Here is a 19,248-nt window from a genome sequence, read left to right on the forward strand (position 1 = left end):
CCTACCCCCCCCCCCCCCCCCCCCCCCCCCCCCCCCCCCCCCCCCCCCCCCCCCGCCCGCCCCCCCCCCCCCCCCCCCCGCCCGGCGGCCCCCCCCCCCCCCCCCCCCCCCCCCCCCCCGGCCGGTCGCGCTTCTCAGGAACCGCTCGTACCGGACGGCACTCAGCCGGTTGCCGCGGCCGGTGACGTCCGGTGCATGCTCAGCATGCCGAGGGCCAGCGCCACCGTCAGGGCCGTGAGCGACCACCACAGGCTCGTGGGCGCGTGCGTCAGGAGGAAGGCCACCAGCAACGGCGCGATGGCCAGGGACAGTCCGACGAGCACCTGGTTGAAGGCCTGGTAGACCCCGAGTTCCCGTTCCGGAGCGAGCTTCACGAGCAGCACCGAAAGTGCCTGGGTGGCCAGGATCTCCCCCAGCGTGTAGATCGTCACCCCCAGGATCAGCAGGGGAAGGAGCGCCGCGAACGAGAGGAGTCCGGCCAGTCCCAGCACCACCAGGAGGGCGCCGTGCAGCGCGCCGCCCAGTGCGATGACCTTGAGCGGTGCCCGGCCTTCGACGCGTCCGGTGATGGGGAGCTGGAACAGCACCATCAGTGCGGTGTTCACGGCGAAGACCAGACCGACCGTCCAGGTGGGCGTGCGCAACTCGTCGATCAGATAGACCGGAAGCCCCACCTCGGTGGCGACGATGACCGTGATGAGCGCGAAGTTGGCCAGCGCCACCCGCAGGAAGGCCCCGTCGCGCCAGGGGCGTCCGCTGCCGGCGGCCTTCCGGGCGCTTGCCGGGCGCACGGCGGGGAGCGGGAGGTACAGCAGCGCCGCCAGGGCGAAACTGGCGGCGTTGAGCAGCCCCATCGCGACGAATCCCGAGTCGTCGCCGGCTCCGACGAACACGAGGCCCGCCAGCAGGCCTCCCACGCCCATGCCCAGGTTGAAGGAGACCCGGGTCAGGGCCAGCCAGCGGCCGACCTCCTCCTCGGGGGCGATCCCCGCGGCGAGCACCGGCATGGAGATCTGCTCGGCGCGCTGAGCCACCGCCGCGACGACCGCGAGCGCGACGAAGGTCGCGACGTGGTGGACGAAGAGATAGCCCACGAAGACGCTCGCTCGCACGAGCGCGGCCATGATCAGCACGGTCCTGGGTCCCCAGCGGTCCACCAGCCGCCCCGCCATGAAGACGGCGGGCAGGGCGATCAGGGTGGCGACCGTGAGACCGGCGCCCACGGTGGTGAGCGAGAGGTCCGTGACCGCGATGAAGAACAGCAGCTGGTACGGGTAGAAGAAGCCGGTGCCCACCGCGTTGACCAAGGCGGCCGTGCCGAACCAGCCGACCCCTTCGCCCCTGGGCATCGTCCGGGCGCGCTTCTCCGCCCCCGCGTCCGGGGAGGGCACCCGCGCGCCGTCGTCGGTCCTGCGCCCGGTGCTCACAGCAGGTCCCCTCCGGAGAGCGCCGAGGAGGGCGCGGACAGCGCCGTGTGCAAAGGCGGCTGACTTCCGGCCAAGTCGGGTGTTAGCCTGCTGTCCTGAACGAGAATGGCCTGGGCCAAGGTACGAAGCTCGGGCCCCGGGTCGATGCCGAGTTCCTCGGCAAGGGTCTGTCGCACGCCGTGGAAGACCTCCAAGGCGTCCGCCTGACGACCCGACCGGTAGAGGGCGAGCATGAGATCGGCGTGGAGACCTTCCCGCAGGGGATAGTTGTCCACCAGCTCGAACAGCTCGGGGATGACCTCCTCATGGCGCCCGAGCTGGAGTTCGAGGGAAGCCCGGTATTTGAGCGCGACGACGTGCTCCTCCTCAAGACGCGTGGACCAACTGCGTAGACCCTGATGGGTGAGGTCCACGAGGGCAGGGCCGCGCCACAAAGCCTGCGCCGATCGGACGAGCCGCACCGCCTCGTCGAGCTGACCCCGGCGCTGCATGGCGCGGGCCTCCGAGAGCTTCGTGCGGTAGCTCGTCACGTCGACCGAGCACAACTCGCCGTTCAGCCGGTATCCGGTGGCACACGACTGCACCGCCTCCGCCGGCGCTCCTGCCTCGATGAGGGTCGTCCGGAGCATCCATATACCGGTCTGCACCTGGCCCATGACGGTGCGGGGCGGCTTGTCGTACCAGACCGCTTTGACCAATTGATCGGCGGCCACGATGCGCCCCGACTGAAGCGCCAGCGCGGCCAGGATCCCCCGCTGCCGGTGGCCCGGCACGGTGACGAGATCCGAACCGACCCTGACCTCCAGCGGCCCCAACACGCCTATACGAACGGGTCGATATCTACTATCGGTGGCATCTGTGTCATCTGTGAACATCCTGGGACCCTTCACGTGGTGACGCGCGTCGACTACTGGTCGAACTGTGCGTGAGAAGTAGACGAAAGGTGCAGGGGGCGTGTCAATGGAGGCCTCTGGCAGCGGATTGATTGGCTGATTTCATCCAGAGGCGGTCAGAACCGATCACGGAACACCGCATGCCGGACAGTGCTCCCACAAGAGCGGACGTACGGCGCGGGAGAAACCCCGCTCCGGTCGCCACCGCGGAGCCGCCGAACGCCACTCGCCCCGCGCACCGGTCGAACCGCCGCCATGATCGAACGGCGTCGCCGACGTTGCCGGCGTGATCGCGCAACGCCCCGCGCCGCCCTGTCCGAAGATGATCCGGCGGACCACTTCCCCTCGTCCCACGGGCGGCGTGGCGGAGACAAGTACATTGATCGGACACGGAGTTCACTTCAGAAAACGGTCGAGGGGGGGGCAGTGAGGCCTCCGCTCCGCTCATGTGCCGACGGAGCCGAACCGGCTGTGCCGCGTCGTCGAGGTGCCATCCGGCCTTCCTCGACCGCCCCCCGACGGGCGGGTGATCGACTGGGCGGCGGCCCCCGCACTCGCGTACACGCGACGCCACGGGTTCCGCACCTCGCGTGCGGGCGGTACGAAGCCCAGCGCCTTTTCGGCCAATCGACGTCGCGCCCCGCGGAGAGAGGGCAGAAGCACGCCCGGACTCGCCCTGCTCACAAGCGAGTCGGGGAGCGGCGGAGTGGTGCACGACGGCGGGCTCCACCACCTCGACCCCGCCTCTTGCCGCACTCTCGACCGGCTCTCACTCCACCGGCGCCCTGACACCGCACGCCACTCGACCCACGGCGATGACCTGCACGAACGCCCGGAACGCCGCGACGCCCGGCTCTCGGGGGCCGTTGCAGGGCACGCGCAAAGCGCATAGCTTCTGCACGTCCCTGGCGCCCTCCCCTCCGCGGCGCATGATGCCCAGACGACTTCACGGCGGTGCCATGCAGCTCAGCAAGTTCCGCGGCGGCGTGACCCGAACGACCGCATCGCCCAGGCCGTTCCCGGGCCTTCACCAGTTGTTGATCGCTCAATCGCTCAGCCAGGGCGGATTCGCGGTGCTGAACCTCGCGATGCCGCTGCTCGCAGCGACCGTGCTCCGCGCAACGCCCTTTCAGGTGAGCCTGGTTGCCGCTTCGCAGACGGTCGCCTTCCTGTTGATCGGACTGCCCGTCGGCGTCTGGGTCGACCGGATGCGCAAGCGTCCTGTCATGATCGCGGCCGACCTCGTCCGCGCCGTCGCACTCGCGGCGGTCCCCGCGCTGTGGGCGCTGGACTCGCTCACCGTCGCCCATCTCTGCGGAGTCGCGTTCGTGGTCGGCGTCGCCACCGTCTTCTTCGACGTGGCCGACCAGAGCTACCTTCCCCATCTCGTCGGTACCGAAGGGCTGGTGACGGCCAACGCGCGCCTGGTCGCGGTGGACCAGACGGCCGCGGTGGCGGGACCCGGCATCGCCGGTCTGATCGTGCAGGCCGTCACGGCGCCGCTGGCGGTGATGGTCTCGGCGATCGCCTACGTCGGCTCCGCCTTCTCCGTGGCCCGCATCAAGGACCGGCACCCCGAGACGGTCGACCCGACGCCGCGCGACCGCCTCGGCCGCTCCGTCCTGGAGGGCATCCGGTACCTGTGGGGCCATCCGGTGCTCCGCGTGCTGGTGGCCTGCTCCACGACCGTGACCTTCTGCTGGAGCATGGGCTACGGCATGCTCCTGGTCCTGCTGGCACGGGACCTGGGGGTGTCCGCCGTCACCATCGGGCTGCTGTTCACCGCGGGGGGTGCGGGCGGCCTGTGCGCGACCGCGGTCGTGGGCCGCGTCGTCGAACGCTTCGGTGACGGACGGGCCGTCGTCGTGAGCGTGACCCTGGCCGCTCCGTGCACCCTGCTGGCGGGGCTGACGGGGCCCGGACCACGGCTCGCGTTCGTGGTCTGCGCGCAGTTCGCCTTCGCGGCGGGACTCGTCGTCTACAACGTGGCGCAGGTGAGCTACCGCCAGCGAAACGTCCCCACCCACCTGCTCGGCCGAGTGAACGCGACGGTCCGCTTCTTCGCCTGGGGCGCGCGGCCGCTGGGCATGCTCCTGGGCGGCGTCTTCGCCGAGTTCCACGGTGCGCGGTCCGCGGTCTGGGTGGGAGCCGCCGGGACGGCCCTCGCCTCGCTCTGGCTCCTCTGTTCCCCCCTGCGCGGCATGCGTGTGCTCGCGCAGCACCCGTCCGAGTCGTCCGTCACCAAGGAAGCGCTGTGAACGACACCTACACCGACCCCTCCGCGCCCCCGAAGCTGGTGTGGATCACCACCCCCGACAACTACGACCCGCGCGTGCAGGAGCGTCTGCAACGCGAGGGATCCGAACGCGTCGACATGCTGCGCGCGGCGGGCTTCGACGTGCGCATCGCCCACTCCTGCGACATCGTCCCCGCCTGGAACGGCCGCCCCCGCCTCCTGTGGCGGAAGGAGGACCTGCTCGCGGAGTACGCGGGATTCCTCGTCACCTCCTGGTCCTGGGATCCGGCCGTCACCCGGCACCTGGAGGCGGTCACGCGGACCATCCGGGCCTCCGACTGCGTCCTCCTCACGGACGGGACCCTGGATCCCGAGGTCTTCGGCCTCGACAAGCTGGCGATGTACCACCACGCGGCCGCGCTGGGAGCCCCCGTGCTGCCGACCGTCTCGGTTCCCTTCGGGCGCTACGCCCGACGCGCCCTGGAGGCCGTGGACACCGAGCTGCCGGCCGGGCCGTACGTCGTGAAGCCGCGCTCCATGGCCATGGGGTTCGGCGTGCTCAAGGCCGACACGGCCCAGCACCTCTCCTCGGCGATAGACCTGCTGACGCCCGGCGGGCTCGGCTGCCTGATCCAGCCGCACGTCCCCAACAACGGCGACGTCCGGGTCTACGTGCACGAGGGCAAGGTCATCGCCGCGCTGCTGCGCGAGCCGACGGGCGAGGCGTACCTCGCCAACGTGAGTCAGGGGGGCAGCGGTTCCGGCTACGAGCCGCCGGCCGACGTGGTCGAACTCAGTGAGCGGCTGGCCCGGAGCCTGGAATCGGACTACCTGTGCGTGGACTGGCTGGTGACCGACACGGGCCATGTCTTCAACGAGTGGATGACCGTCTCGGCCGCCTACGAGGACCTGCCCGAGCGGGATCGCCGCCGTGTCGCGGACGCCCTCGTCCAGTACCTCCGTCGGCGCCTGGACGAGGGGGCGCGGCGCGCTCTCTGATCGCCCTCGATCAGCATCCGTCAGGACGGACCGCGTCCGGTTCCGCGGCCCTCGGGCGTGCGCGCCCGAGGGCCGCGGAGCCTTCCGTCAGCCGCGCGGTGAGCGGGTGCCGCGGCGCCGTGAGGAGCCGCGGCGCCGGACCTTCCTCGACGAGGCCACCGGCCTCCAGTACGGCGATGCGGGAGGCCGTCGCGGCGATGGCCATGTCGTGGGTGACGAGCACCAGGGACAGGTCGCGCCGGTCGGCCATGAGGACGGCGAGGGTGTCGAGGAGGCCCTGGCGGGCGACCGTGTCGAGGCCGGAGGTGATCTCGTCGCAGATCAGGACGCGGGGGCGGGCCAGGAGGGCGCGGGCGAGCGCGGCGCGCTGGAGTTCGCCGCCGGAGAGCTCGCCGGGGCGACGGCGGGCGACGGCTTCGGCCAGTCCGAGGGAGGCGAGGGTGGTGCGGGCTTCGGTCAGCGCGGCGGCTTCGGTCGTGCCGCGGAGCCGGACCGCCGTACGGGCCACCTGCTGGAGCACCGGGCGGTGCTCGTCGAATGCCGCCGCGGCGTCCTGGAAGACGTACTGGACGGCGGCGAGCTGCCGGCGCGTGCGGTCGCGCAGGCTGCGCGGGAGGGGGAGGCCGTCGAGGAGGATGTCCGCGTCGTGGTGCCGGTGCAGACCGGCGAGGCAGCGGGCCAGGGTGGTCTTGCCGCTGCCCGAGCGGCCGACGACGGCCAGGCATTCGCCGGCGCGGAGGGTGAGGCCGGGCAGGCGGAGCACGGCCGTCCTCCCGTGGCGGGCGGTGAGGGGGCCGGTCGTGAGGACCGTGGCGCCGGTGGCCGCCGGTGCGACGGGGGTGCCGCCCGAGGCGGATGCCAGGAGCTCGGCGGTCCAGGGGTGCCGCGGCGCGAGCCGGAGCCGTTCGGGCGCGCCGGACTCCACCACCCGACCGTTCCGCAGGACCAGGACCTCGTCGGCGAGTGCCCGGACGACGTCCAGGTCGTGGCTGAGCAGGACGACGGCGATGCCGTCGCGGGCCGCGGCGGCGAGTCGGTCGACGATGCCCCGCTTCGTCAACGGGTCCTGCCCCGTGGTCGGTTCGTCGGCGACGAGCACTTCGGCGCCGAGCAGCAGGGCCTGGGCGAGGACGACGCGTTGCTGCTGGCCTCCCGAGAGTTGGTGGGGACGGCGCCGGAGGATCGTCTCCGCGTCGGGCAGTCGGGCCTGTGTCAGGGCCCGGAGGACGCGCTCGCGGACGGCGGCGCGGCGCGCTCGCCGCGGCAGGTGGCGCACCTGCGCGCGGGCGATGTCGCCGAGCAGGGCGCCGATCCGGCGGGCGGGGTTGAGGACGGCCGCCGGGTGCTGCGGGATGTAGCCGACCGGGCCGTCGGGGAGGCGTACGTCGCCGGACACGCGGGCGCCGGCGGGGTGTTCGCCGAGGAGGGCGAGACCCGTGGTCGTCTTGCCGCTGCCGGAGGCGCCCACGAGCGCGGTGATCGTTCCGCGGAGCACGCGGAGGTCGATCCCGTCGACGATCGTCCGGCCGTCGATCTCCACGCGCAGGTCGCGGATCTCCGCCACCGCGCGCAGGGGGCTCGCGGCATCGGCGGTGTCCGCGCCGCTGACGGTGTTCACGTCTTTCTCCTCTTCTCCAGTCCGGTGTCCACGAGGAGGTTGGTGCCCGTGGTGAGGGCGACGACGAGCAACGCGGGTACGACCACGGCCCAGGGCTGTACGAGCAGTCCGGTGCGGTTGCGGTCGACCATCACCGCCCAGTCGGCGGCGTCCGGCTCGACGCCGATGCCGAGGAACGCCGCGGTGGCGACCAGGTAGAGGACGCCGGTCAGGCGTACGCCCGCGTCGGCGGCGAGGGTACGGGCGAGGGACCGGCCGACGTGGCCGACGGCCGTGCGCCACCAGGTCTCCCCCTGCATCCGCAGCGCTTCCACCGCGGGTCGGGACGCGGCGTCGGCGGCCGCGGCCCGGACGATGCGGGCGGCGTCGGGGATGTTGACGAGTGCCACCAGGAGGGCGAGGGCGGGGGCGCCGGGGGTGAAGGCGGCGGCGACCAGGAGGATCAGCAGGAGGGACGGTACGGCGAGGAGGACGTCCAGCGGTCGCATCAGGAGTTCTTCGAGCCAGGTGCGGTGGGTGAGGGCGCCGACGACGCCGACGGGGAAGGCGATCAGGTAGGCGAGGGCCGTCGCGGCCAGTGCCACGAGCACCACCGACCTTCCTCCCAGCAGGACTTGGTGCCAGACGTCACGGCCGACGAAGTCGGTCCCGAGCCAGTGCCCGCCGCCGGTCGTGAACGAGGCGGCGCGAGGCCCGGGGGCGCCGGCGAGCAGCGGGCCGAGCAGGGCCAGGGCGAGGGGAACGCCGACGAGGGCGGCGCCGAGCGCGAAGCGGGACCTCGCTCGGCCGCCCCCGTCCGGAAGGCGCGTCGGGATGCGGGACCTCATGCGGCCACCTCCGACCGCGGGGCGAAGCGGTGGGCGATCAGGTCCGCGCCGAGGTTGAGGACGACGGTGGTGACGCCGAAGACGACGGCGAGGCCCTGGACGACGGGCACGTCGCGCTCGGCGACGGCGTTCATGAGGACGGTGCCGAGGCCGGGGATCACGTAGAGCGTCTCGACGACGATGACGCCGCACAGCAGCCAGTCGATGGTGCGGGCCAGTTGCTGGGCGGCGGGGGCGAGGGCGTTGGGGAGGGCGTGGGCGTAGCGGATCCGGGTGCCCGGGACGCCGCAGCGGCGGGCGTGGGTCGCGTACGGCGAGGCCAGGGCGTCGATCATGCCGGCGCGCACCAGGCGGGACAGGGAGCAGACCGGGCGGGAGAGGAGGACGAGCACGGGGATGACCAGGGCCGTGGGGTGGGCGAGGAGGTCGGTGCCGTAACCGACGGCGGTCGGCGGGACCCAGCCGAGGCGCAGGGCGAGGACGGTGACGAGGAGCATGCCGAGGGCGAACTCGGGTACGGCGTACGTGCCGAGCGTGGCCGAGCTGATCAGCCGGTCCGCGAGCCGGCCTTCGTGGCGGGCGGCGAGGACGCCGAGGCCGACGCCGAGCGGGACGAGGAGCGCGAGGGTGAGGCCGGCGAGCAGCAGGGTGGGGCCGAAGGCGTCGGTGAGGTAGGCGGCGACGGGGCGGCCGGAGGTCAGGGAGGTGCCGAGGTCGCCGTGGGCCAGCCCGGCCGCCCAGTCCGCGAGGCGCGCGGGTGCGGGCCGGTCCAGGTCCATCGCCTCGCGGAGGGCGGCGATGCGCTCGGGGTCGGGCTGGTCGCCGGCGAGGGCGACGGCGGCGTCGCCCGGCAGGGCTTCGGTGAGGACGAAGACGAGCAGGACGACGGCCGCCGTCTGTACCGCGCCGAGCAGCAGTCGCCGGGCGATCCAGCGGCGCGGTGCGGTCACGCGAGCCACACCTTGTCGAAGCGTGCCCAGTCGAGGGAGTTGGCCGGCGCCCCGGTGGCGACGCCGCGGACGTTGCGGGCGGTGCCGAGGATCCAGTCGGCGAAGCCCCAGACCAGGAAGCCGCCTTCGGCGTGCAGGCGGCGCTGCATGCGCTGGTAGAGGGCGGCGCGGGCGGTCCTGTCCCTGGTGGACTGGGCCTGGCGGTGGAGGGCGTCGAAGTCCTTGTGGTGCCACTTGGTGGCGTTGGTGGTGGATCCGGTGAGGAGGCGCTGGGAGATGTGGGCCTCGATGGGCATGGCACCGGAGCGGTAGGAGCAGAGGGTGCCGGAGTCGAGGACGTCCTTCCAGTAGCTGTCCTTGCTGCCCGTCCTGAGGGTGATGGTGACGCCGGCCTTCGCGGCCTGGTCGCGGAAGATGGCGGCGGCTTCGGTGAACCCGGCGGCGACGGGCGAGGTGTCGAGGGTGACCTCGAGGCCTTCGGCGCCGGCCTCCTTGAGCAGGGCCTTGGCCCGGTCGAGGTCCTGTTCCCGCTGGGGCAGGTCCGCGGCGTAGTACTCGTAGCCCTTGCCGAAGAGGTCGTTGCCGATCTCGCCGGCGCCGGACAGGGCGCCGGCGACCAGTTCCTCGCGGTCGGCGATCAGGAAGAACGCCTCGCGCACCCGCTTGTCGTCGAACGGCGGGCGGTCGGTCTTCATCGCGAACGCCTGCATGGTGCTGTTGCGGAGCCGGACGATCTCGATCCGGCCTTGCCCCTCGTGGGCGCGGCCGGTGGTGGGGTGGAGCTCGTGGGCGTAGTCGATCTGGCCGCCGAGGAGGGCGTTGACGCGGGCGGACTCCTCGTTGGCGATCAGGAACTCCAGCTCGTCCAGGTAGGGGGCGCCGTCCCAGTGGTCGTCGTTGCGCCGGAAGACGGCGGACTTGCCGGGCGTGAAGGAGACGAAGCGGAAGGGACCGCTGCCGACGGGGTTACGGTCGAAGTCCTGCTCCCCCTCGGGGACGATGTACGCGCCGAACGCGGCCAGCACGTTGGGGAATTCGGCGGTCGGGCGCTTGAGCACGAACTCGACGGTCCGGTCGTCCCGTGCGCGGCTGGCCTCCAGGTCGATGGGTTCCAGGGAGGCCTTGGCCCGGAACGCCTTCTTCGGGTCGGTGATGCGCCGGTAGCTGTGGAGGACGTCGGCTGCGGTGACCGGCTTCCCGTGGTGGAAGACGGCCTCGCGCAGCGTGACCGTCCAGCGGTCGAGGCCGGCGTCGGGCTCCCACCGCGCGGCGAGGCGCGGCCGGGCGGAGAGGTCGGGGCCGTGGTCGGCGAGCTTGTCGAAGAGGGCCTTGGCGCGGGCCACGTCCACGAAGAGGTTGGCGAGGTGCGGGTCGAGCGTCTCGCTCGCTCCCCCGCCGGCGAAGGCGGTGCGGAGGCGTCCGCCGCGCCGGGGCTTGCCGTCGGCGCCGCCTGCGGCGCGGTCGGTGTCGCCGGCGGGTCCGGGGCCGCCGCAGCCCGTCAGGGCGAGGGCGCCGAGGCCGGCGGCGCCCCCGGCGGCGGCGAGGAAGCCCCGGCGGCGCAGCCCGGGGAAGCGGGTGTCGTGGACGGAGGCGTCGTGGGCGGAGGTGTCGTCGATCGGGGTGGTGCGGACGGGGATGCCGTTCATGGGGATCGTTCCTTGCGGTGGGCGGCTGCGAAGCCGAACGGGTGAGCCGTACGGGTGAGCCGTACGGGGGCTCAGGGGTGGAGGGGCACGGCGAGGCGGGCGACGAGGTGCGTCCGGTCGCCGTCGGTCGTCCCGGAAGGCCGGTCGCCCTCGCGCCACGGCGGATCGGTGCGCGGCCCCGGCCCGTCGTGCAGGGCGAGTACCTCGAAGCCGTGGGCCGTGAGGAAGTGGCGCAGTTCGTGGGGGAAGAGCAGGCGCCACGCGGAGTGCTGCCGGACCGGCGGCGAGCCGTCGTCGGCGGTCCACACGCGGTTGCGGCGCAGCAGTTGGGCGGTCCTGTCCACGGACAGGGTGGTGGTGGAGCGGTAGGCGGTGCCCTGCCAGGTGAAGTCGTCGACGGTGGGGGTGGAGAGGAGGTCGGTGCGCCCGAGGAAGAAGGCGCCGTTGCGCATCTCGGCGACGAGCAGGCCGCCCGGTGCGAGGGATCGGCGGCAGGAGGCCAGAAGGCCGTCGAGCTGGTCGTTCGTGTGGCAGTAGAGCAGGGCGCTGTCCAGGCACACCACCGCGTCGAAGGTGCTCCGTCCCAGGTCGAAGCCGTGGAGGTCGGCCCGGACGTACGCGGGGCCGGGGTGCCGGGCGCGGGCGTACGCGAGCATCGCGTCGGACAGGTCGGCGCCGGTGACGTCGTGGCCGGAGTGGTGGAGGTGCGCGGCGTCCCGGCCGGTGCCGCAGCCCAGGTCCAGGACACGGGTGCCGGGTGGTCCGTGGCGGCGGAGGCAGTCCTCGGCCCAGCGTGCGGCGATCCGGTCGGGGTCGGGGAAACGCGCTTCGTACAGTGCCGGGTTGTCGGTGAGCAGGTTCGCGCTGGTGCTGTTCATGGGTGGTGTGGTCCTCACGTGGTCGCCGGTACGGCGGCGGGGCGGGCGGGCAGGGCGCCGCGGCGGTGCAGGAGGGCGAGGCCGGCGGCGGAGGCGAGCCCGAAGGCCAGGCAGCACGCCCAGGGCAGCCAGGACGCGTCGGTGCGGTGGCCGGTGTCCATGGCCCAGCCGACGAGGGCGTTGCCGACGGCGGCGGCGATGCCGGAGACGGCGTAGAACAGGCCGAAGTAGGTGCCGGTGAGTTCCGTCCGGCCGAAGGCGGGGATCAGCTCCATCACGAAGGGCTGGGCCAGCATCGTTCCCAGGTGGAGCAGCAGGACGCCGGCCAGGACGGCCAGCACGCGCGGCGCCGCGCCCGCGAGGCCGTCGGGGGTGCCTCCGTGACCCGACACGGCCATCGGCGGGACGAAGGACAGTCCCATCAGCACGAGTCCGGTGCCGATCCAACGCGCCCTCGGTCCGCGCTTCTTGAGCGCGGTGGTGAGGCGCAGCTGGAGCGCGAGGTTGGCGAGGGTGCCGGTGAGGAAGACGAGTCCGGCGGCGCCGTCCCAGCCGGTGGCCCGGCGGGCCGCGTCGGGCAGCAGCAGGTACAGCTGGTTCTCCAGGGTGAACATGCCGACCATGGCCAGGGCGAAGGCGAGGAAGCGCCGGTCGCGGACCGCCTCGCGCCAGTCGCCGAGGACGCTGTTGCCGGTCGGCGCAGCCGGGCGGGCCGGGAGGACCAGGGCCTGGGCGGCGGTGAGTACGGCGAAGATCCCGGCCGCGGTGAGCGCGGAGGCGCGGAAGTCGACGAGGAGCAGGGCGCTGCCGAGCAGCGGTCCGATCAGGGCGCCGGTGGTGGCGAAGACGTTGAACAGGGCGAACGCCTCGGCCTTCCGCTCCCCCGCCTCCAGGGCGAGATAGGCCCGTACGGCGGGGTTGAAGAGCGCCCCGGCCAGGCCGCTGAGCACGGACGCGGCGAGGAGTACGGGCAGTCCGTCGCCGAGGGCGAACAGTCCGAAGCCGACGGTGCGCAGGGCGCATCCGGCGATGATGACGCCGCGGGCTCCGAGCCGGTCGGATGCCGTCCCGCCGATGAGGAACAGTCCTTGCTGGCTGAGATTGCGCACGCCGAGGACGATGCCGACGACGGCGGCCGACATCCCCAGGTCCTCGGTGAGGTGCAGGGCGAGGTAGGGGACGAGCAGGTAGAAGCCGGTGTTGACGCCGAGCTGGTTGACGAGCAGCAGCCGGATGGCAGGCGGGAAGGCGCGTATCTCGTGCCATGTCCTCATGTGCGGGCCTCCCCGTCGGCGCGTTCGCGGACGCCCAGGCCCGGGTGCCGGCTCACCCGTACGGTGCCGTCGGTGCCGCCGATGCCCGTCCAGGGGTCGTCGGCGAGCAGCAGGTGGCCGTCGAGGTCGACCCAGCGGGCGCGGTCGGCGAGGTGGACGGCGGGGGCGATGCCGAGGGTGCTCGCGGTCAGGCAGCCGAGCATCAGCTCGGTTCCGCTGCCGGCCAGCAGTTCGGCGATGCGGAGTGCGGGGCCGACGCCGCCGCACTTGGCCAGCTTCACGTTGATGCCCTGGACGCGTCCGGCGAGGCGGCGGGCGTCCTCGTGGTCGACCGCGTCCTCGTCGGCGATGACGGGGAGCGGTGAGCGTTCCGCGAACGTCGCCAGCGCCTCGGGGTCGCCGGGTGCCAAGGGCTGCTCGACGGCCTCGACCCCCAGTTCCGCGAAGTGCGGGACCAGTTTCTCCGCCTCCCGCGCGGACCAGGCCCCGTTCGGGTCGAGGAGCAGCCGGGCGTGGGGCGCCGCGGTCCGCACGGCCCGCACGCGGGCGAAGTCGTCGTCCGGGTCGGGTGTGCCGGCCTTGAGCTTGAGGACGGTGAATCCGTCGCGTACGAGGCGGGCCGCCAGCGCCCCGGCCCTCTCCGGTGCGGTGATGCCGACGGTGCGGGCGGTGGTGGCGCGGGGCGGGGCACCCTGGGTGCCGAGCAGCCGGTGGACCGGCACGTCCGCGCGCTTGCCGACGAGGTCGAGCAGCGCGGACTCGACGGCCGCGGTCACGGCGGGCGGGGCGGCGGCCCGGCGCGTGTCGTCCTGGAGTGCTTCCAGGGCGGTCTCGGGGTCGGGGAAGCCTGCGAGCCGGCGGGACTCCTCGTGGACGAGCCGTCCCAGGGTGTCGGCGTCGAGGCCGTAGTACACGCTGGTGACGGCCTCTCCGTGGCCGCGCCGCCCGTCGTGCTCGACGGTCAGCCAGACGGCTTCGCGGGCCGCCGTGGTGGAGCGGGAGATGCGCAGCGGCTCGGTGAGGGCGAGCCGTACGGTGCGCTGACGGGACTTCACGGGGTCTCTTCCGGAGTGGTGGCGGTCGTTCGGGTCAGGAGCGGGTCGGTGACGGTGCGGCAGCGGGCCCAGCCGGTGGCCTCGACGGCCCGGGGGTGCGGGATCTCGACGGGGCGGGTGGCGGCGGTGGCGGGGTCGATGCCGTGGGCGGTGGTGAAGTCGTCGTCGAAGACGCTGCCGAGGTAGCGCTGCGGGCCGTCGGGGAAGACGGTGGCGACGACCGCTCCGGAATGGACGCGGGCGGCCCAGGCGGTGACGAGGGCGACGGCGCCGGTGCTCCAGCCGCCGCTGACGAAGGCGGTGCGGGCCAGTCGGCGGCAGGCGCCGGCGGCTTCGGCGGGGCCGACCCAGTGAACCTCGTCGAAGGCGTCGTAGGCGACGTTGCGCGGATGGATGCTGCTGCCGAGGCCGCGCATGAGGCGGGGTCTGGCGGGCTGGCCGAAGATGGTGGAGCCGGTGGCGTCGACGCCGATGAGCCGCAGGTGAGGCCAGTGGCGGCGCAGCGGTCCGACGATCCCGGCGCTGTGGCCGCCGGTTCCGACGCTGCACACCAGCACGTCGAGGTGGTCGAGCTGGGTGGCGAGTTCGGCCGCCAGGGAGGCGTAACCCGCCGTGTTGTCGGGGTTGTTGTACTGGTCGGGCCAGTAGGCGCCGGGGAGCCGGGCGAGCAGTTCCCGCAGCCGGGCGAGCCGGGCGGCCTGCCAGCCGCCCTCGGCCGCCGGACGGTCGACGAGCTCCAGCCGGGCGCCGTGCGCGCGCAGCAGTCGCCGCATCGAGGGCTCCAGCTCGGCGTCGCCGACCAGCACGACCGGGTGTCCGAGGGCCTGTCCGGCGAAGGCGAGTCCGATGCCGAGGGTTCCCGAGGTGGACTCCACCACCGGTGCGCCGGGCAGCAGTTCGCCGCGCTCCTCCGCTCCCAGGAGCATGGAGACGGCGGCGCGCGCCTTCATTCCTCCGGCGCCGAGCCCTTCGAGCTTGGCCCAGAATCCCGGTTGGGGGCACGGCAGGTCGACGGTCACGCGGGCGAGCGGCGTACGGCCGAGCAGGGCGAGGAGCTCCCGGTTGCCTGCGGTGCGGCGCGGGGAGCCGAGGACGGCCGTGGTCACAGGGTGCCTCCGTAGCGGTGCACGGTCCCGGGACCGCCGTCGAGCCAGAAGAAGGGGTACGGCTCCGCGGACACCGCGGTGACACCGGAGCCGATCAGCCGCGGCAGGACCGCGCTGCCGGTCTGCGCGAACATCACCAGCGGGACGCCGTGGCGCCGCGCGTGCCGGCGCAGCGGCTCGAAGGTGCCGTTGCCGAGGGTCATCCCGGAGGCCAGGACGGCGTCGCAGCGCTTCAGTTCCGCCAGGGCGTCGGTGCGGACCGGCTCGCCCCACTCGGTCGTCCCGCCCTTGAGGTCGCAGGGGACGTACGCCAGACCGCGCGCCCGCAGGGCTTCGAGCAGGGAGTTGACCACGCCCACGACGAGCACGGTCGACCCGGGTGCGACGCCGACCAGGTCCACCACGGCCGCGGCCCTGGCACGGGACTTCTCCAGCGACGTGCCGGCGGGCAGCGGGCAGGGCCGTGCGCCGTTCTCCGGTCCGTGCGGCAGGACATGCGCGAGGTACGCGTCGAGGGCGGCGACCCGGACCGGTGCCGCGTCGTGCTCCAGGAGCCGGGCGACGTCGGCGCCGACGCAGTCCTCGACGGCGCCGTCGGGCAGCTCGCCGGGCTCGACCGCGCAGGACCCCACCGCCTCGGCGAGGCGCAGGCTCAGCACCTCGTTCCGGTAGCCGGAGCCGCGCCCTTCGTGCCGTACCGCCTGCCGGGTGGTGAAGGCCACGGAGACGTGCCGCGTGCGCGGGTCGGGGCCGTATCCGCCGGCCAGGACGCGCTCGACGAGGTCGTCGTACGAGGAGGCGGCGGACGTCGCGGTGAGGGCGGTCATCGGGTCACCACCCGGGGGGCGAGCTGGGCGAGCAGGGCGGCGACGCGGTCCCGGGCGGCCGTGCCCCGGGCGTCTCCGGCCATGACGTGGCCGAGGTAGTCGTTGTTGCTGCCGGTGGCCCTGACGGCCTTGCCGGGGTCGGCGAGCCGGAGTTCCAGCAGGTCGTCGGCGGCGCGGACCGCTTCGGCGCCGTCGACGGCCTCCAGGACGCCGTCCGTGTCCGGTACGAGGAACCCGATCGCGGCGCTGGTCAGGCCGGTGGCGCGGCGGTGCAGGTCCGGTTCCCTGCCGAGTGCGACGTCCACGCAGGCGGCGGCCAGGTCGACGCCGGTGACATGGCGCACGAGTTCGGTGATGCGGTTGCCGGCGGGCCGGGGGTTGACCTCGACGACGCGGGGCCCGTCGGGCGTCAGCTTGATCTCGGTGTGCGCGACGACCCCGTCGAGGCCCAGTGCCTTCAGCGCCCGGCGCGCGGTCTCCCCGGCGCCTTCGGTGTCCGCCGGATCCAGTGCGGCGGGGAACATGTGGCCCGTCTCGACGAACGCGGGAGCTCCCCCGAGGCTCTTGTCGGTGACGCCGACGACGTGCACGGCCCCGTCGTACGACACGGTCTCGACGCTCACCTCGGGTCCTTCGAGGAGTTCTTCGAGCAGCACCACGGGCTCGCGGCGCTGCCCCCGGGCGTTGACGGGGAACGCGGCGAGCGCCCGGTAGGCCTCCGCGAGCGCCGCCTCGTCGTCGACGCGGCGCACGAACATGCCGGCGCACAGGTCCACGGGCTTGAGCACCAGCGGATAGCCGATGCGGTGTGCCGCGGCGGTGGCTTCGGCCCAGTCCGCGCACACGGCGAACCTCGGTCCCGGAAGGCCTGCCTCGGCCAGCACACTGCGGGTCGCGTCCTTGCGGCAGGCGTTCCCGACCGCCTCGGGGGTGGGGCCGGGCAGCCCCAGGCGGCCCGCGATCTCCGCGGCCGTCCGGAGGTAGTAGTCGCAGGAGGTGACCACCCCGTCGAAGCGCAGCACGTCATGGGCGCGCTCGACGAACGGCAGCAGCGCCTCGCCGTCGTTGGTCTCCGCGGTGAGCACGTGCCGGGCGGCGAGGAGCGGGTGCGCGGTGCCCTCGGGCGCGGAGCGCAGGTAGTGGTGCAGGTCGCGGGTCAGGAAGGTGAACTCGTGCCCTCCCTCCCGCAGGGCCCTCGGCAGCAGCCTGCTCATGGACCCGACCCAGCTCTCGACCATCAACAGATGAGCCACGACTTCCCCTTTTCACGGCGTGGTTGAGGTGCGGAACGGTCATGGAGGCGGCGCTGTGCGGTGCGTCGCGCTCGCTCGACCGAACGAGACCTTATCGACAATAGTTTTCATTGTCATCTAGAGGGAGCGTGACGGATCCCTCACCGCCGGAGGGTGGCCGAGGCGTCCGGCGGTCGGACTCGCGCGCCTCGACCGGGACCCGAGCTCCGGTCGGTAGCCTCCGGGCATGTTCCGCGTCGGCCGGTCGAGGTGGCGCCGAGGTCGAACGGGAGGCGGACGGTGGGTTGGGGTGCCGGAATCGTGAGCGGCGGCTTCGGCGAGGTCTTCCGCGCCCTGCGCGTACGGGACTTCCGGTTGTTCGTGCTCGGCCAGATCGTGTCGGTGGCCGGCACGTGGATGATGGTCGTCGCGCAGGACTGGCTCGTCCTCGGCCTGACCGGCGGGTCGGCGAGCGCCCTGGGCACGGTGACGGCACTGCAGTTCGCGCCCCTGCTGCTGCTCACGCTGTACGGGGGGCGGCTCGCGGACCGCTACGACAAGCGGGCCCTGCTGACGGTCGCGAACGTGGTGTCGTGCGCACTCGCCCTGGTGCTGGCGGTCCTGGTCCTCGCGGGCGAGGTCCGGCTCTGGCACGTGTACGTGTTCGCGTGCGCCCTGGGCGTGGTGAACTCGGTCGAGGTGCCGGCGCGGATGGCCTTCGTCGGCGAGCTCGTGGGATCGGAGCTGCTGCCCAACGCCTCGGCGCTCAGCGCCGCGTACTTCAACGTCGCCCGGGTCGTGGGCCCGGCGCTGTCGGGGCTGTTCATCTCGGTGGCCGGTGTCGGCTGGGTGATGCTGGTGAACGCGGCCAGCTACGCGGCCACCGTGGTCGCGCTGCGCCTGATGCGGGACGGTGCCGGACGGGCGCGGCGGCGCGGCGACCGGGTGCGGGTGGTGGACGGGCTGAAGGCGGCGGGCCGGTTCGATCTGGTGGTGCCGCTGGTGCTGGTCGCGGTGGTGGGCCTGTTCGGTCTGAACTTCCAGTTGACCCTGCCGCTCCTGGCGACGCAGGTGCACCACGCCGGCGCTTCGACGTTCGGCGTGGTGACCGCCGTGTTCGCGGCGGGATCGCTGCTCGCGGCGATGCTGACGACCGTGCGGCGGGGCCGCCCGTCGGCCCGGCTCGTGGCGGGAGCCGCCGTCGGCTTCGGCGTGCTGGAGGCCTCCGTGGGCGTGGTGTCGGCGTACGGGCCTTCGATGGTGCTGCTCTTCCTCACCGGCGGCGCGTCGATCTACTTCGCGCAGGCCGCCAACCACCGGGTCCAGCTCGGCGTCCCGCCCGAGCTGCGCGGCCGGATCCTGGCCCTGTACACGCTGATCCTCCAGGGATCGACGCCGCTCGGCGCGCTGCTCGTGGGGTGGCTGGCCGACCGCTGGGGGGTGCGCTGGGGATTCGTCGCCGGCGGCCTGGTGTCGCTGGTTGCGGGGCTCGCGGCGGTCGCCGTGGAGCGACGCGACAGGACCGCGGCCGCACCGGCCGACCCCGCGGTGCGGGAGCCGGCCGGAAAGCGCGCGCGGCCCTGACGGAGCCGGGTCAGGTGGCGGTGGGCCAGGCCCGCAGCAGGGTGGCGATCTTCCCGGCCGTGCAGGCGGGTGCGAGGAGCAGGTCCTTCAGGGCGAGGACGTCCTGGCGGGTCGGCTTGACGCGGATCCCGGCGGCTTCGAGGTACATGACCCCGGTCGCGGCGGCGACGGCGAGGTTGGAGCGCTCCAGCCAGTGGCACCGGGCGAGGGTGTGCACCAGGGCGGCGGCCTTGGCGTAGGGCCCTTCGTATATGGGCTGTTCGAACAGCTCGGCCCGGTGGCGTGCGACGGCCGCGACCGGGACGCCGTAGTCGTCGGGAGCCGGGTCGTTCGCCCCGGCGATCTCGGCGACCTGGAGGATCCAGGGAACGTCGATGTGCAGTTCCATCAGGCCGCGCGCTCTCCCCCGGACATCGACCCGCCCTGTTCGGCCTCGTCGAAGACCCCCTGGTGTTCGGCCAGGAAGCGGGCGGCCGCGTCGACCGCTCGGGTGCGCAGACCGCTGGCGTCGTCCTGCACCAGCCGGGCCAGGTAGTCCCCGACGCTCAGTCCCAGGTCGGCCGCCCGCTTCCGCGCGAGCTCCGCCACGTCCTCGTCCACGCGCGCACCCAGCTGTGTCTTCGCCATACCCGCATGGTAACAGTCGTTACCACGCCGGTACAGGCTTCGGCGGCACACCGTACCCCTCCGACACAG

The 19,248-nt window shown here is 73.4% G+C and carries 17 protein-coding genes; 3 read left to right on the forward strand and 14 right to left on the reverse strand.

Annotation, left to right across the window (positions count from 1 at the left end; genetic code table 11):
* Window positions 1-161: 161 nt before the first annotated feature.
* Complete coding sequence (locus tag ACIQFX_RS31565) at window positions 162-1,427, reverse strand: MFS transporter (RefSeq protein WP_402470272.1); 1,266 nt, start codon at window positions 1,425-1,427, stop codon at window positions 162-164.
* Window positions 1,424-2,302 carry a BTAD domain-containing putative transcriptional regulator gene (locus ACIQFX_RS31570; protein ID WP_402470274.1) on the reverse strand — a complete coding sequence of 293 codons (879 nt, stop codon included), beginning with the start codon at window positions 2,300-2,302 and terminating at the stop codon, window positions 1,424-1,426. The genes ACIQFX_RS31565 and ACIQFX_RS31570 overlap by 4 nt, the downstream gene beginning before the upstream one ends.
* A 1,052-nt stretch (window positions 2,303-3,354) precedes the next feature.
* Here ACIQFX_RS31570 and ACIQFX_RS31575 point away from each other — a divergent pair.
* Together ACIQFX_RS31575 and ACIQFX_RS31580 are read left to right on the forward strand one after the other, a co-directional pair.
* On the forward strand, window positions 3,355-4,578 hold the full coding sequence (locus ACIQFX_RS31575; RefSeq protein ID WP_402470275.1) for an MFS transporter: 1,224 nt from the start codon (window positions 3,355-3,357) through the stop codon (window positions 4,576-4,578).
* Window positions 4,575-5,555 carry a RimK family alpha-L-glutamate ligase gene (locus tag ACIQFX_RS31580; protein WP_402470276.1) on the forward strand — a complete coding sequence of 327 codons (981 nt, stop codon included), beginning with the start codon at window positions 4,575-4,577 and terminating at the stop codon, window positions 5,553-5,555. The genes ACIQFX_RS31575 and ACIQFX_RS31580 overlap by 4 nt, the downstream gene beginning before the upstream one ends.
* Window positions 5,556-5,565: 10 nt before the next feature.
* Here the strand turns inward: ACIQFX_RS31580 and ACIQFX_RS31585 are convergent, their stop codons facing one another.
* The 10 genes from ACIQFX_RS31585 to ACIQFX_RS31630 all read right to left on the reverse strand — a co-directional run bounded on the left by ACIQFX_RS31585 (window position 5,566) and on the right by ACIQFX_RS31630 (window position 16,989).
* On the reverse strand, window positions 5,566-7,173 hold the full coding sequence (locus ACIQFX_RS31585) for an ABC transporter ATP-binding protein (protein WP_402470278.1): 1,608 nt from the start codon (window positions 7,171-7,173) through the stop codon (window positions 5,566-5,568).
* Window positions 7,170-8,000 (reverse strand): ABC transporter permease subunit, encoded by an 831-nt coding sequence (locus ACIQFX_RS31590; protein ID WP_402470280.1) that lies wholly within the window; start codon window positions 7,998-8,000, stop codon window positions 7,170-7,172. The genes ACIQFX_RS31585 and ACIQFX_RS31590 overlap by 4 nt, the downstream gene beginning before the upstream one ends.
* A complete protein-coding gene (locus ACIQFX_RS31595; RefSeq protein ID WP_402470281.1) occupies window positions 7,997-8,950 on the reverse strand; it encodes an ABC transporter permease in 954 nt (317 codons plus the stop codon). The genes ACIQFX_RS31590 and ACIQFX_RS31595 overlap by 4 nt, the downstream gene beginning before the upstream one ends.
* Complete coding sequence (locus ACIQFX_RS31600) at window positions 8,947-10,596, reverse strand: ABC transporter substrate-binding protein (protein ID WP_402470282.1); 1,650 nt, start codon at window positions 10,594-10,596, stop codon at window positions 8,947-8,949. Before ACIQFX_RS31600 ends, ACIQFX_RS31595 begins: the two co-directional genes overlap by 4 nt.
* 71 nt (window positions 10,597-10,667) lie before the next feature.
* Window positions 10,668-11,474, reverse strand: a complete 807-nt coding sequence (locus ACIQFX_RS31605; RefSeq protein ID WP_402470284.1) for a class I SAM-dependent methyltransferase — start codon at window positions 11,472-11,474, stop codon at window positions 10,668-10,670.
* Between the two features lie 14 nt (window positions 11,475-11,488).
* Window positions 11,489-12,748, reverse strand: a complete 1,260-nt coding sequence (locus tag ACIQFX_RS31610; RefSeq protein ID WP_402470285.1) for an MFS transporter — start codon at window positions 12,746-12,748, stop codon at window positions 11,489-11,491.
* Window positions 12,745-13,803: a dipeptide epimerase gene (locus ACIQFX_RS31615; RefSeq protein ID WP_402470287.1), complete on the reverse strand. Its 1,059-nt coding sequence runs from the start codon at window positions 13,801-13,803 to the stop codon at window positions 12,745-12,747. Before ACIQFX_RS31615 ends, ACIQFX_RS31610 begins: the two co-directional genes overlap by 4 nt.
* Window positions 13,800-14,909 (reverse strand): PLP-dependent cysteine synthase family protein, encoded by a 1,110-nt coding sequence (locus ACIQFX_RS31620; RefSeq protein WP_402470288.1) that lies wholly within the window; start codon window positions 14,907-14,909, stop codon window positions 13,800-13,802. The genes ACIQFX_RS31615 and ACIQFX_RS31620 overlap by 4 nt, the downstream gene beginning before the upstream one ends.
* Window positions 14,906-15,736, reverse strand: a complete 831-nt coding sequence (locus tag ACIQFX_RS31625) for a Rossmann-like domain-containing protein (protein WP_402470290.1) — start codon at window positions 15,734-15,736, stop codon at window positions 14,906-14,908. Before ACIQFX_RS31625 ends, ACIQFX_RS31620 begins: the two co-directional genes overlap by 4 nt.
* Window positions 15,733-16,989, reverse strand: coding sequence for an ATP-grasp domain-containing protein (locus tag ACIQFX_RS31630; RefSeq protein WP_402470291.1), 1,257 nt, complete (start codon window positions 16,987-16,989; stop codon window positions 15,733-15,735). Before ACIQFX_RS31630 ends, ACIQFX_RS31625 begins: the two co-directional genes overlap by 4 nt.
* 300 nt (window positions 16,990-17,289) lie before the next feature.
* Here ACIQFX_RS31630 and ACIQFX_RS31635 point away from each other — a divergent pair, with 300 nt between their 5' ends.
* A complete protein-coding gene (locus ACIQFX_RS31635) occupies window positions 17,290-18,552 on the forward strand; it encodes an MFS transporter (protein ID WP_402470294.1) in 1,263 nt (420 codons plus the stop codon).
* Window positions 18,553-18,562: 10 nt separating this feature from the next.
* Here ACIQFX_RS31635 and ACIQFX_RS31640 read toward each other — a convergent pair whose 3' ends face one another.
* Together ACIQFX_RS31640 and ACIQFX_RS31645 are read right to left on the reverse strand one after the other, a co-directional pair.
* Window positions 18,563-18,940, reverse strand: a complete 378-nt coding sequence (locus tag ACIQFX_RS31640; RefSeq protein ID WP_402470295.1) for a fic family toxin-antitoxin system, toxin component — start codon at window positions 18,938-18,940, stop codon at window positions 18,563-18,565.
* Window positions 18,940-19,179 (reverse strand): hypothetical protein, encoded by a 240-nt coding sequence (locus ACIQFX_RS31645; protein ID WP_402470297.1) that lies wholly within the window; start codon window positions 19,177-19,179, stop codon window positions 18,940-18,942. Before ACIQFX_RS31645 ends, ACIQFX_RS31640 begins: the two co-directional genes overlap by 1 nt.
* Between the last annotated feature and the right edge of the window lie 69 nt (window positions 19,180-19,248).

The organism is Streptomyces sp. NPDC093089 (genome assembly GCF_044754405.1).
Classification (GTDB): Bacteria; Actinomycetota; Actinomycetes; order Streptomycetales; family Streptomycetaceae; genus Streptomyces.